14 protein-coding genes are annotated in these 12,105 nt (G+C 61.8%); 5 read left to right on the forward strand and 9 right to left on the reverse strand.

What is annotated here, in order from left to right; genetic code table 11:
• Positions 1 to 72 precede the first annotated feature (72 nt).
• The 9 genes from LGH74_RS15715 to LGH74_RS15755 all read right to left on the reverse strand — a co-directional run bounded on the left by LGH74_RS15715 (position 73) and on the right by LGH74_RS15755 (position 8,560).
• Positions 73 to 807 (reverse strand): trypsin-like serine protease, encoded by a 735-nt coding sequence (locus tag LGH74_RS15715; protein WP_226177108.1) that lies wholly within the window; start codon positions 805 to 807, stop codon positions 73 to 75.
• A gap of 136 nt (positions 808 to 943) precedes the next feature.
• A complete protein-coding gene (locus tag LGH74_RS15720; RefSeq protein WP_226177109.1) occupies positions 944 to 1,648 on the reverse strand; it encodes an SAM-dependent methyltransferase in 705 nt (234 codons plus the stop codon).
• 102 nt (positions 1,649 to 1,750) lie between these two features.
• Positions 1,751 to 2,521, reverse strand: a complete 771-nt coding sequence (locus LGH74_RS15725) for an alpha/beta fold hydrolase (RefSeq protein ID WP_226177110.1) — start codon at positions 2,519 to 2,521, stop codon at positions 1,751 to 1,753.
• Between the two features lie 48 nt (positions 2,522 to 2,569).
• Positions 2,570 to 4,447: an ATP-binding protein gene (locus tag LGH74_RS15730; RefSeq protein WP_226177112.1), complete on the reverse strand. Its 1,878-nt coding sequence runs from the start codon at positions 4,445 to 4,447 to the stop codon at positions 2,570 to 2,572.
• Between the two features lie 135 nt (positions 4,448 to 4,582).
• Positions 4,583 to 5,176 carry a PH domain-containing protein gene (locus LGH74_RS15735; protein ID WP_226177115.1) on the reverse strand — a complete coding sequence of 198 codons (594 nt, stop codon included), beginning with the start codon at positions 5,174 to 5,176 and terminating at the stop codon, positions 4,583 to 4,585.
• A gap of 3 nt (positions 5,177 to 5,179) precedes the next feature.
• Entirely contained in the window at positions 5,180 to 6,241 is a 1,062-nt protein-coding gene (gene selD, locus LGH74_RS15740) for a selenide, water dikinase SelD (protein WP_226177117.1), read from the reverse strand.
• A gap of 34 nt (positions 6,242 to 6,275) precedes the next feature.
• Complete coding sequence (locus LGH74_RS15745) at positions 6,276 to 6,668, reverse strand: VOC family protein (protein ID WP_226177119.1); 393 nt, start codon at positions 6,666 to 6,668, stop codon at positions 6,276 to 6,278.
• A complete protein-coding gene (gene mnmH / locus LGH74_RS15750) occupies positions 6,655 to 7,722 on the reverse strand; it encodes a tRNA 2-selenouridine(34) synthase MnmH (protein ID WP_226177121.1) in 1,068 nt (355 codons plus the stop codon). The genes LGH74_RS15745 and mnmH overlap by 14 nt, the downstream gene beginning before the upstream one ends.
• 124 nt (positions 7,723 to 7,846) lie before the next feature.
• A complete protein-coding gene (locus LGH74_RS15755; protein ID WP_226177123.1) occupies positions 7,847 to 8,560 on the reverse strand; it encodes a pyridoxine 5'-phosphate synthase in 714 nt (237 codons plus the stop codon).
• Positions 8,561 to 8,659: 99 nt separating this feature from the next.
• On the opposite strand from LGH74_RS15755, the gene LGH74_RS15760 reads away from it, so the two are divergent.
• The 5 genes from LGH74_RS15760 to LGH74_RS15780 all read left to right on the forward strand — a co-directional run bounded on the left by LGH74_RS15760 (position 8,660) and on the right by LGH74_RS15780 (position 12,017).
• Complete coding sequence (locus LGH74_RS15760) at positions 8,660 to 9,124, forward strand: GatB/YqeY domain-containing protein (RefSeq protein ID WP_226177125.1); 465 nt, start codon at positions 8,660 to 8,662, stop codon at positions 9,122 to 9,124.
• Between the two features lie 111 nt (positions 9,125 to 9,235).
• The gene (locus tag LGH74_RS15765) at positions 9,236 to 9,757 is read left to right on the forward strand and encodes a CvpA family protein (protein ID WP_226177127.1); all 522 of its coding nucleotides are present in this window, start codon (positions 9,236 to 9,238) and stop codon (positions 9,755 to 9,757) included.
• 98 nt (positions 9,758 to 9,855) lie between these two features.
• Positions 9,856 to 10,494: an anthranilate synthase component II gene (locus LGH74_RS15770; protein WP_226177129.1), complete on the forward strand. Its 639-nt coding sequence runs from the start codon at positions 9,856 to 9,858 to the stop codon at positions 10,492 to 10,494.
• Complete coding sequence (locus LGH74_RS15775) at positions 10,478 to 11,257, forward strand: alpha/beta fold hydrolase (RefSeq protein ID WP_226177131.1); 780 nt, start codon at positions 10,478 to 10,480, stop codon at positions 11,255 to 11,257. Before LGH74_RS15770 ends, LGH74_RS15775 begins: the two co-directional genes overlap by 17 nt.
• Positions 11,258 to 11,348: 91 nt before the next feature.
• Entirely contained in the window at positions 11,349 to 12,017 is a 669-nt protein-coding gene (locus tag LGH74_RS15780; protein WP_226177133.1) for a CBS domain-containing protein, read from the forward strand.
• Positions 12,018 to 12,105: the final 88 nt, after the last annotated feature.

The raw sequence follows: 12,105 nt of genomic DNA on the forward strand, positions 1-12,105 counted from the left end.
AAGCCCTTTCCTGCCTGTGCGGGAAAGGGCTTTTTGATTTTAACCGACGAGTCCACCACTCTAAAGCGGTAGTTATTTTTTCTGCTGCTGGTCGAGAAAGGTCAGCAGGCCAGCCAGGGCACAGGGCGAGAAATACTTCTTTTTCGTGGCCGGGTCCACGGTACCGTTGGACACGAGGCCAACCACCAAGCCCTGCTCATCGACGAGCGGGGCCCCACTCAGGCCGCCAAACTGCTCGGGCACCAGCACGTCTTTGAGCAGTAGGCGGTGGTCGATGGTTTTGTAGTATTTAAACTCGTACACCCGCTGCGGACCTGCTTCCATGTGGCGCGTCCAGCCCACGACGTAGAGCTTCTCGCCGGGGATGAGAGGGGTAGTGCGGGCTACCAGGGGCTTGACGTCGGAGTTATTAGAGCGGAGCGAAAAAACCAGCCAGTCCTCATCATACGTGGCTTTATCTTCGAGCAGCTCGGCTTTGTTCTCATTTAGCAGCGCTTCGGTAACGACGCTGCTGCTCTTGCGGTCCAGCGAAAACAGCGACCAGGCCTTGATGCTGCTGCCCAGGGAAACGGTTTGCATTTCCTTGGTTCGTATGACTTTCAGCAAGTGCTTGGCCGTAACGGCCACCGTGTCGCCGTTGTGCCTGAGCAGGAAGCCGCAGCTAAAGCGGGGCTGGTTGAACTGCGGATCGGTAAAATCAATCCGGTTGGTGAGGGCTATGGCTGGGAAGGTCTTTGGGGAAACCCGTTCCTGCCCAGAGCACTCGGTGGTAGCCACCAACAGCAAGATCAGCCAGCAAAACTTCATGCTTCTTTCCGGTTATGGGGCGCAACGTTGGTGTTGGCAACGCCCTAAGCTACACCAAACCGGCGGGAGGCGGCAACAGGACCCCTGATCTAACCCGGCAGAAGCAGTGGAATAGTAAAAAGTGCCGCGCTGGATTCTACCGGCCAATGAGGAACACGGCGGGCTGCTTGTGAATCTGGGGGAGCTTGCCTTTCCAGTTGGCCACCGTGTCGGTGCGCACCAGCTCGTCGGGAGCGGTGAGGTTGGCGGCAATGCAGAGGCGGGTGGACGGGTTGAGCTGAGTGAGCAAATCCTCCAGCATCTGCATGTTGCGGTAGGGCGTCTCGATGAAAAGCTGGGTCTGGTGCTGGCCCAGGGCCTGCTTTTCCAGGGCTTTAATGGCCGCAATGCGCTGAGCCCGCTCGATGGGCAGATACCCGTGAAAGGCGAAGCTCTGCCCGTTCATGCCCGAGCCCATGAGGGCCAGCAGCAGCGAGGAAGGCCCCACCAGCGGTACCACCCGGATGCCGAGCTTGTGAGCCAGCCGCGCTACTTCCGCGCCGGGGTCGGCCACGCCGGGGCAGCCGGCTTCCGAAACAACCCCCGCGTCCTGGCCGGCCACCACCACCTTTAGCGCCTCTTGAATCTGAGCCTCGGTCGAGTCCTTGTCGATGACCGTGATGCGCAGATTCTCGATTACCTGGGCCGGGGCTACGGTTTTGATGAAGCGCCGGGCCGTGCGGGCGTTTTCTACCAGAAAGTACGACAGCGCTGCCACTTGCATGGCTACCTGCGCCGGCAGCACCAGGGCGGCCGTATCGTCGGCCAGCACGGTGGGAATAAGGTAGAGGGTGCCCTTCATCAGTAGTTGTGCGTTTTTAGTTGTCAGTTGTTAGTAGCAGACATCAGGACGAGCTAGCAACTGACAACTAGCAACCGACAACTAAAAGCAAGCAACAAGCAACTAGCTTTGCACGAAGGCCTCGACCAGGGCGTAGATTTCGTCGGGCTTCTCGGCGTGCAGCCAGTGGCCGGCATCTACTACAGTTTCTACCTGGCTGTTGGGAAACAGGGCCGGAATGGCGTAGAGTTTGTCCTCGGTACTCACGTAGTCCGACTTGCCGCCGCGCACAAACAGGGCCGGCTTCAGGAAGGGCGTCGGGCTGCTGATTTCGGCACCTAATGCGGGCATGTGCTCGGTGAGGGCCGCCAGATTGGGGCGCCAGGCAAAGGAGTTGTCGTCGCGGCGGTACAGGTTTTTGAGCAGAAACTGCCGCACCCCCAGTTGGGGAATGTGCTGGGCCAGGGCATCGTCGGCCTGTTGCCGCGACTCAATACTTGCCAGGTCCACGGCGTGCAGACCGGCCAGAATATTGTCCTGGTGCTCCATCGTAGACAGGCGCGGGGCAATGTCGAGCACAATAAGCTTGTCAAGACGGGTGGGATGGTCGAGGGCAAAGCGCATAGCCACTTTGCCGCCCATGCTGTGCCCCATCAGCGCCACGTGTTGCAGCTGCAGCTGGTCGAAAAGCTCCAGCACGTCCTGGCTCATCAGCTCGTAGCTGTGCTCAGGCGTCTGGGGTGAGCGGCCGTGGTTGCGCAGGTCCACCACAATCACGCGGTGGGTTTCGGCCCAGCGCTTAGCCAGGGTCTGCCAGTTGTCGGAAGTGCCGAAGAGGCCGTGCAGGATAACGAGCGGGTTGCCCGCGCCCAGTTCGCGGAAGTGTAGTTGCATAGAGCGCAAAGGTCGGAAGTGGAAACTACAAAACCGGCGCGGCGCCACTTAGTTGCCGTGAGGCAGCGCTACCACCACGCTGGTGCCGCCGCCAGGCGCGCTCCGGATATCGAGCGTGCCGCCGTGCCGCTGCACGAAGGCCTTGCACAGCAGCAGCCCCAAGCCCGTGCCCGTGCGCGGCCCAATGGGGGCTGTGGGCGCCGTTACGGGGCTGTTGCTCAATACTTCCGCCACCAGGTTGGCCGGCATGCCCCGCCCCGAGTCGGTAACGGTCAGCGTGATGCCACCCGCCGCGCTGACGGCCGAGAATTCGACCTTGCCGCCAGGGGGCGTAAACTTCAGCGCGTTGCCCACCAGGTTGCGCAAAATGGTGCGGGTCATGTTCTGGTCGGCCCAGAGGGTGAGGCCGGGCGGGTGAGTGGCTTCGAGGACAATTTGCTTGGCCTCGGCCGTGGTATGGTAGAGCAGCTGGTTTTCGGCGAACAGCTCGGCCACATCCAGCCGCTCGGGGCGGAAGGCCAGCTCGCCGGTCTGGCTCACGGCCCAGTTCAGCAGGTTGTCGAGCAGGTTGTTGAGGCTCTGGGCCGACTGCCGCACCAGGGCCGGCAGCCGCTGCAGGCCTTCCTGGTCGTTGCGCTTCAGGTAAAAGCCGATCAGCTCCGTCACGCCCACAAACGAGGTGACCGGGCCGCGCAGGTCGTGGGCCACAATGGCGTAGAGGCGGTCTTTGGAGGCGGCTACCTGGCGCAACTCGGCGGTGGTTTCCTGCAAGGCTAGGTTGTTGGCGGCCAAAGCGGCGCGGCTGCGGCGCAGCTGCCAGTAGAGAAACCCAAACCCGGCCAAACCCAGCGCCAGCGCCGCAATGGCACCCCACAGCTCCCGGTTGCGCAGCGTCTGAAGCTCGGTCTGTTGGGTCAGCAGCTGAATCTGCTGCTCCTTGTCTTCACTGTCGAAGCGGCTTTGCAGGGCCGTGAGGGTGGCCAGGCGGCGGCCGTTGTTGAGCGAGTCGTTCAGGGCCGCGTACTGCTGCTGCCACTGGTAGGCCTGCTCATACTGGCGTTGGCGGGCCGTTACTTCCGCCAGCATACTATAGGCATCCAGCACCCGTTCCTTGCTCTGGCCCAGCCGGGCCTGCCGCAGCGACTGGCGGGCCAGCAGCGCCGCCTCCGCCGGGCGCCTGGTTTCCAGCATCACCATGCTCAGCAGGGCCAGGTCGCCGGCTTCGTAGCGGGGTTGCCGGTCTTGCTGGGTAATGGCCAACGACTGGCGAATCAGCTTTTCGGCCAGATCGTAGCGTTTGCCATAGTAATGATACGTGCCCAGGTTGGCCAGATAAATAGACTCATTCATCCGGTTGCCGGTGCGGCGGGCCAGTGCCAGCGCCACATCGGTGTAATACAACGCCTTAGCATCTTGCCCCAGATGAAAAAACAGGCTCGACAGGTTGCCATACAGGGTCAGCAGGGTCGACGGGCGCAAGCCTTTACGGTGGGTAAGCTGCAGCGCGTGCCGGTAGTGACGCCAGGCACTCACGGTGTCGCTCCGCTCGTGGTGCACGGCGGCCATAGTGGTGTAGCTGCGCACCAACCCGTCGGCATCGTTGAGCTGCCGGGCCAGGGCCTGGGAGCGGGCATACAGCTCCAGGGCGTGGGCCCCGTCCGACAGCACGGCGTAGCAGCTGCCCAGCGTGGCCAGGCTGCGCATCAGGCCGCGCTGGTCGTGCAGCTGTTCGGCCAGGGCCACCGCCTGCTCGCCGTAGGCGCGGGCAGTATCCGGGGTAATGTCATGCAGGGCGTAGCTGAGCGAATCGAGCACCTGTACCCGGCGGGGTGTGGCGGGCAGCGTGACCAATTGTTGGCGCAGGCGCTGCACTACCGACGCATCCTGGGCCCGCAGGGGGTGGGCCAGGGCACCAAGCAGCAGCAAACAAAGGAAAAGATGCCGCATCGGCTCGGGCAATAGGAGTGTCAGGCGCAAAAGTAGCGTATTACAACCACAAAGGGCCTGATACATAGCACTTTTTCGGGAGCAGGTTTCGGTGGTCGCCTACCGGGGCAAGCCTTACAGAAAGCAGAACCAGCGCTGCTGGTGCTCCAGGTTGGTATTGCGCAGAAACTCGGCCACCGGGGCCAGGTTGGTGAGCAGCGAGGTCAGCGTAAGCACCTCCCCGGTGCTTAGGTGCAGGCGCAGAAAGCAGTAGTTGCTCCAGAACAGGCGCTTCGAGCGGCACGTCACGTACTCTACCCGCACCAGGTCGCGGCGGGCGAAGGGCAGCAGCACCCGGCCCTCGTACACTTCCAGCAGGTTCTGCTTGGGCGCGAATACCAGCGTGGTGTGCAGGTTGCGGGCGTAATACTGGGCGTGCAGCACGAGGGCCGGCACCGAGAAGCCCAGGATAACGGCCGCCATTGCCACCAGCAGCACCAGCTCATATGCCGAGAGCGTGCCCAAGTACAGAAACGACACCAGGAAGGGCAAGCCCACACTCATGCACAGCAGGGGCCAGAACAACAGGTAGAACTGCCGCAGAAACGTGGGTCGGTACACCTGGCCGGCCTTGGTGAAAAAGCTGGTAATGAAGCGCAGCCCCAGCACAATAGCCCCCACGGCAAAGGCAAATTCGAGCAGGGGCCGCAGAAAAGGAAACAGCTTCACCGCCTAGCGCACCTCAATCCAGGGCTCTCCGGCTACGTGGGCCCGCAGCGTACCGAATGGCTCCAGCGCCAGCCCGTATTGCTCGAACACGGCCTGCACCGCCGCCTGGCCGCCGGGCTCTACGCACACCAGCAGGCCGCCTGAAGTCTGGGGGTCGCAGAGCCAGTGGCGCTGCTCATCGGTGATGGCGCCCACCTTGTGGCTGTAGCTGTCCCAGTTGCGCACCGTGCCGCCGGGAATGGCCTTTTGCTGGCGGTAGGCCTCGGCTTCGGGTAGCAGGGGCACTTTACTGAACTCAATTTCGGCCGTCAGGTTGCTGCCCTCGCACACTTCGGAAAGGTGACCCAGCAGGCCAAAGCCCGTCACGTCGGTCATGGCGCGCACTTCAGCTAGCTGTCCCAGCTCGTAGCCGATTTTGTTGAGCTGCATCATGCTGCGGGGCGCAATCTGCTCGTGCTCGGGTAGCAGAATGCCGCGTTTCTGGGCCGTGGTGAGCATGCCCACGCCCAGGGGCTTGGTCAGGTACAGCTCGCAGCCGGCGGTGGCCGTGTCGTTCTGCTTCAGGTTTTTGATGTCGAGCATGCCGGTTACGGCCAGGCCGAAAATGGGCTCGGGCGAGTCGATGCTGTGGCCGCCGGCCAGCGGAATGCCCGCCTCGGCGCAGATGCTGCGGCTGCCTTCAATTACCAGCCGGGCCACTTCCGGAGCCAGCTTATCAATAGGCCAGCCCAGCACGGCAATAGCCATAACGGGCCGCCCACCCATGGCGTACACGTCGGAAATGGCGTTGGCCGAGGCAATGCGCCCGAAGTCGTAGGCATCGTCCACGATGGGCATGAAGAAGTCGGTGGTGCTGATGATGGCCTGCCCGCCGCCGATGTCGTACACGGCCGCGTCGTCGCGGCTGCTGTTGCCTACCAACAGCTTATCGTGCTGGGGCTGGGCAATGCTGGTGTGCAGAATCTGGTCGAGCACCTTGGGCGCGATTTTGCAGCCGCAGCCCGCGCCGTGGCTATACTGGGTGAGGCGGATAGGCTCGGCGGTAGTCGTTTCGTTGGAAGTCATCAGAACAAAAAAAAGCTGCTGCTAAATAAGAGGGCTAGAACTGCCAGTCGGCGTTCTGCAACACGATGTGGTAGCCGTCGGGGTCGGCAAAGGTATGGCCCAGCTGGTCCCAGTACGGGTTATAAGCGGCTACGGGAGCAAAGCCGTGCTGCTGCATCCGGGCCACGGCCAGCTGCCATTCGGCCCGCTCGGGAATATAGAACACCAGGAGCTGCTCTGGGTTTGGCCGCAGCTCTACTGTGTGGCCAGCCTGCGCTGTGAATTCCAGGTGGTAGGGAGCCTGCGCATGGCCCAGCATCACGCCATCAAACCCGTCGTGGTTTTCGAAGGCGTAGAGCACCGATAAGCCCAGTCCGTCGCGGTAAAACCGCAGCAGCGCCGGCAGGTCGTTGGTGGGCCGGGCCACGCGCAGTTTAGGCACCAGCATGCAGCGGAGGGTTTTGCGCCAGGGCCAGCAGATTTTCGCGCTGCACGGCGGCCAGCACCAGGTCGGCATTCACCAGCGGGTCGCAGGTGTCGGAGGGCAGCCGGAGTACGCGGCTGTTGGTTTTGTTGTCGAGCCCGAAGCCGTAGGTTTTGTCGTAGTAGGAGAGGGCAATATCGACCATCTGCTCCATGTCGCCGGCTTCAATGGCGGCCAGGGCATCTTTGGTAGCCAGCCCGCCCAGCCGCTTGCTGATGCGCTGAATAGCCTCAGAAAGCTGCTGCGGGTCTTCCTTGCCGTACTCGGCGGCCAGCTTGCGGGTGCGCACCGCCCGCGGAATGTCGAGCACTACCAGCGGGGCGCGGCGCATCTGCTCAAACAGCGGCTTGGGAATAGTCAGGCGGCCGATGGTTAGGCTTTCGTCTTCCAGCCAGGGCGTCACGGCCGTCGGCAGCTGGCTTAGCGCCAGCGCCAGGTTGTTCTCAAACTGCTCGGGCGTGGGCTGGGCCGGCAGGCCAATGGCGCCAAACGACGAGCCTTTGTGGCTAGCCAGGCCTTCGAGGTCCACGATGGTTTCGCCGCGCCGAGCCAGCTCGTGCAGCACGTCGGTTTTGCCCGAGCCCGTGAGGCCGCCCAGAATAAGCATGGGCCGGGGTTCACTGAACTGCGCCAGCGCCCAGCGCCGGTAGTCCTTGTAGCCTTTGTCGAGCAGGTGCACCTTAAAACCCGCCAGCTCCAGCAGCCAGTGCACCGCGCCGCTGCGCATGCCCCCGCGCCAGCAGTGCAGCCGCACTTCCTTATTGGGAGCCAGCTTTTGGGCGTGCTTCACCAGGCGGCTCATCTTGGGCCCGAAAAAGTCGAGGCCGATGTGAATGGCGCGGTCCTGGCTGACCTGCTTGTAGGCCGTGCCGATGCGGGCCCGCTCCTCATCCGAAAACAGCGGCAGGTTCAGTGCGCCCGGAATGTGGCCGTGGGCGTACTCGATGGGCGCACGCACGTCCAGAATAGGAATGTCGGCCGGACCAGCCAGAAACTCAGGAAGCGGAATACGGGGCAAGGGAGGAAGGGTGAAGTTGTGAAATAGCGAGATGGTGAAACAGGGAGTTGTGGGGCTGCTGCCGTAGATGGCGCGTATTAGCGCCGGTCGAACGACAAACTCACAACTTCACAACTTCTCAATCTCACCGCAGCTGCCGTCTATACAGCTGAATCGTGTTTTCGAGCCCGTAGTACAGGGCGTCGCACACCAGCGCGTGCCCGATGCTAACCTCCGCGAGGCCCGGTAAGTTCTGGTGGAGGTAAGCCAGGTTTTCCAGGTCCAGGTCGTGGCCGGCGTTCAGGCCCAGGCCCAGCTGCTGAGCCAGCGTGGCTGCTACGGCGTAGGGCGCAATGGCCTGGGCCGGGTCCTGGGGGTAGAGGCGGGCGTAATCTTCGGTGTACAGCTCAATCCGGTCGGTGCCGGTGGCCACGGCGGCCTTCACCATGGCCGGGTCAGGGTCGAGGAAGATAGACACCCGGCAGCCGATGGACTTGAGCTCGGTAACCACGCCAATCAAATAAATCTGGTGGGTAATCGTGTCCCAGCCGGCGTTGGAGGTAATGGCGTCGGGCGCGTCGGGTACCAGCGTCACCTGCTCGGGCCGCACCTCGCGCACCAGATCCATGAAGTCCGGGGTGGGGTTGCCCTCCACGTTCAGCTCGGTGGTTACAATCTGGCGCAGGTCGCGCACGTCCTGGTAGCGGATGTGGCGCTCATCGGGGCGGGGGTGCACCGTTATTCCCTGCGCGCCAAACCGCTCACAGTCACGGGCTACTTGCAGCACGTCGGGGCGGTTGTGGCCGCGGGCGTTCCGCAGCGTGGCGATTTTATTTATGTTTACGCTAAGTTTCGTCATGAGAGAAGGCGAAAGACTGACTCCAAAACGGCCAGCGTGGGTCAAAAATACGCGGCCAGTCGGAATCCTGATGATTCCCGACATTACTACTACAAACTTATGGCTCTGAAGGAAACCATCGACGCGGATATCAAAAAGGCTATGCTGGCCAAGGACAAAGTGCGCCTGCTGACGCTGCGTAGCATCAAGTCCCAGATTCTGCTGGCCGAAACGGCCGAAGGGGCCCACGGCGCGGCCCTCACCGAGGATGCCGAAATCAAGCTGCTGACCAAAGCCGCCAAGCAGCGCCGCGAAGCCGCCGATACCTACCAGAAGCAGTTCCGCTCCGACCTGGAAGAAACCGAGCTGGCCGAGCTGGCTATTATCGAAGAGTACCTGCCCCAGCAGCTCTCCGAAGCCGACCTGGTGGAGAAAATCGTGGCCATCATTCAGCGCGTAGGCGCCACCGGCCCTTCCGACCTGGGCAAAGTAATGGGCGCCGCCGCCCGGGAGCTGTCCGGCCAGGCCGATGGCCGCGTCATCTCCCAGGTGGTCAGCAACCTGCTCAACAACACGAATGTCTAAGCAGTGAAATTGTGAATGGTGAAGTTGTGAATGCCTGTTCTAGTTGCGCTATATGCGCGGATCGAATACCAACTTACAATTTCACCCTTCACAACTTCACCATTTCACCGTATGTCCGGCTTTGATATTCTGCTGCTGATTCCATTGGGGGTAGGGGCGGTGAAGGGCTTTCGGCGCGGTTTGGTGCTGGAAGCGGCTTCGCTGCTGGCCTTCGTGCTGGGCATTATCGGCGGACTGGCCTTGCTCAACGACGCTATTCCGCTGGTGCGCAACTACGTAGGTGAGGCGTTTGGGCTGTTGCCCATCGTGGCGTTTCTGCTGGTGTTCGTGTTCATTACCTGGGGCGTGCATATGGCGGGCGGCCTGGTCAAAACAGCCGTGCACCTCACTCCGCTGGGCCTGCTCGACAACCTGCTGGGCGGCGCGGCCGGGGCTCTGAAGTGGGTACTGGGCATCAGCCTACTGCTGCACGGTATCGGCTTTGCCGGCCTCAAGCTCCTGTCTCCCACCATCGTGGCCGATTCTCAGGTGCTGCCTGTCGTGCAGCAAGCCACGCCGTTTGCGCTGGAAATCGTGGGCTTCATCATGCCCTTTGCGGCTACGCTGCTGGAGAAGCTCCGCGGAGTATTCTAACCAAACCAGCCGTTGCGGGTTGAAAGTGTCTTGGCTAAAGCGGCCACAAGCTGCCGGGCTGCCAACCTTTGCGTAGAAAAACTGCTCAGTACGCTGCTATGCATCTGTTGCTGCTCGACAACTTCGACTCGTTCACCTTCAACCTGCTGGACTACTTTCAGCAGCTGGGTGCTACCGTACAGGTGGTCCGCAACGACGTGCCGCTGGCCAAAATCGGGCAATACTCCTTCGACGCCATCGTTTTGTCGCCCGGCCCCGGTACGCCCCGGCAGGCGGGTTGTCTGATGGCGGTTATCGAGGAGTATCACCGGCGCGTGCCCATGCTGGGTGTGTGCCTGGGCCACCAGGCCCTGGGCGAATTCTTCGGCGGTCAGCTCGGGCGGGCCGCCCGGCCCATGCACGGCAAGGTATCCACGATTGCGCCCGTGGTGCCTGACCCACTGTTTGCCGGTTTGCCGGATGCTTTGCCCGTTACGCGGTACCATTCACTGACTATCAATTCATTACCACCCGAGCTCCAGCCCCTGGCCTACACCACCGACGACGCCCGCGAACTGATGGCATTCCGGCACCGTACCTTACCGTTGTATGGCGTTCAGTTTCACCCCGAAGCACTGCTTACCACTCACGGCCTGGCCCTACTCGGCAATTGGGTCAAGTGTTGTATCATTGCAAAGGATGGTCAGGCGGCCGGAGCCGGCTTCGAAATACCCCGAGAAGATGGAATTGCAGATTAAGGAACACAACGGTTTTCAGTATGTGGAGGAAGGCACCGGAGAGGTGCTGCTGCTGTTGCACGGCCTGTTTGGTGCCCTCAGCAACTGGCAGGACGTCGTTACGGAGTTTAGCACCGACTACCGGGTGGTGATTCCGCTGCTGCCCATCTACGAGATGCCCCTGACCCAGGCCGGCGTGCCGGGGCTGGTCAACTACGTCGAGGATTTTCTGCGCCAGATGCACCTCACCGAGCCCCTGACGCTGCTCGGCAACTCGCTTGGCGGCCACATTGGGCTGGTCTACACCCTGCGCAACCCCGGCATGGTGCGCCGCCTGGTGCTCACCGGTAGCAGCGGCCTGTTCGAGGATTCGATGGGCGGCTCGTTTCCGAAGCGCGGCAACTACGCCTTCGTGCAGGAGCGTGTGGCCTACACCTTCTACGACCCCAGCATTGCCACCAAGGAGCTGGTGGATGAGGTGTTCAACGTGACCAACTCCAATACCAAAGTGCTGCGCATTATCAGCATTGCCCGCTCGGCCCAGCGCCACAACTTGGGCAAGGACCTGACCAAAATCACGGTGCCCGCCCTGCTGGTATGGGGCCTCAACGACACGATTACGCCCCCGGTGGTAGCCCACGAGTTTCATCGGCTGCTGCCTGGCTCCGAGCTGCATTTCCTCGACCACTGCGGCCACGTACCCATGATGGAGCACCCGCAGAAGTTCAACCGCCTGCTGCGGCAGTTTCTGCGCCGCACTGCCCTGGAGCCGGCCCTGACGTAGATACACGAAACAAAATCACCCGGTCGGCGCTTGTTCGTCGCCAGCCCCAAGTTTATTTCTGGCTTTCAGTTCTTTCCCGCCCATGCATTCGATGATTGCTGAAGACTTGCTCAACCAAATGATTCCGCCCCTGAAGGTGTCGGACTCAGCCGGCAAGGCGGCCAAGTGGCTGGAAGAATTCCACGTTAGTCAGCTGCCCGTGCTCGAAAACCGCCTCTACCGCGGCCTGATTACCGAAGCCGACCTACTCGACCACGAGCACCCCGACGAGCCCCTGACCAACGTGCCCTTCGGCTTTGCCGAAGTACATGTGCAGCGCGACCAGCACTTCTACAACATCATGGAGCTGGCCATTCAGAACAAGCTCCAGCTCGTGCCCGTGCTCGACGACCAGCACGAGTATCTGGGGGTCGTCACCGTAGGTGATACACTAGCTGCCTTTGGTCAATTGCCCATTGCCGCCGGCCAGGGCAGTATTCTGGTGCTTTCCATGCCCGAGCGCGACTATTCCCTAACCCAGATCAGCCGCTATGTGGAAGAGAACAACGCCAAGATTCTCAGCGCCCACGTAGCCCAGGACGAGCACGACCCCTACAAGATTCGCCTGACGCTGAAGCTCAATACGGCCAATATGGCCCGCATTACGGCCACGCTCGAGCGGTTCGGCTACATCATCACGGCCCAATTTAGCGGGGCTGGCGAGGTCGGTGAAAATGAGCAGGAGCGCTTCGACGGCTTGCTTAAGTATCTGAGCCTGTAGCCCGTGCTGAGTGATACGCGTTGAATGGTGAGTGACAAGATGTTCCGGCTGTTTTGCCCGCGACCTTTCCAGCCCAGCCGCGTCAATT

The organism is Hymenobacter lucidus (assembly GCF_020447265.1).
Taxonomy (GTDB): domain Bacteria; phylum Bacteroidota; class Bacteroidia; order Cytophagales; family Hymenobacteraceae; genus Hymenobacter; species Hymenobacter lucidus.

Coding starts and splice junctions, on each gene's coding strand:
- LGH74_RS15715 (WP_226177108.1), bottom strand. CDS start 807: ATGAAGTTTTGCTGGCTGATCTTGCTGTTGGTGGCTACCACCGAGTGC.
- LGH74_RS15720 (WP_226177109.1), bottom strand. CDS start 1,648: ATGAAGGGCACCCTCTACCTTATTCCCACCGTGCTGGCCGACGATACG.
- LGH74_RS15725 (WP_226177110.1), bottom strand. CDS start 2,521: ATGCAACTACACTTCCGCGAACTGGGCGCGGGCAACCCGCTCGTTATC.
- selD (WP_226177117.1), bottom strand. CDS start 6,241: ATGACTTCCAACGAAACGACTACCGCCGAGCCTATCCGCCTCACCCAG.
- LGH74_RS15745 (WP_226177119.1), bottom strand. CDS start 6,668: ATGCTGGTGCCTAAACTGCGCGTGGCCCGGCCCACCAACGACCTGCCG.
- LGH74_RS15755 (WP_226177123.1), bottom strand. CDS start 8,560: ATGACGAAACTTAGCGTAAACATAAATAAAATCGCCACGCTGCGGAAC.
- LGH74_RS15760 (WP_226177125.1), top strand. CDS start 8,660: ATGGCTCTGAAGGAAACCATCGACGCGGATATCAAAAAGGCTATGCTG.
- LGH74_RS15765 (WP_226177127.1), top strand. CDS start 9,236: ATGTCCGGCTTTGATATTCTGCTGCTGATTCCATTGGGGGTAGGGGCG.
- LGH74_RS15770 (WP_226177129.1), top strand. CDS start 9,856: ATGCATCTGTTGCTGCTCGACAACTTCGACTCGTTCACCTTCAACCTG.
- LGH74_RS15775 (WP_226177131.1), top strand. CDS start 10,478: ATGGAATTGCAGATTAAGGAACACAACGGTTTTCAGTATGTGGAGGAA.
- LGH74_RS15780 (WP_226177133.1), top strand. CDS start 11,349: ATGATTGCTGAAGACTTGCTCAACCAAATGATTCCGCCCCTGAAGGTG.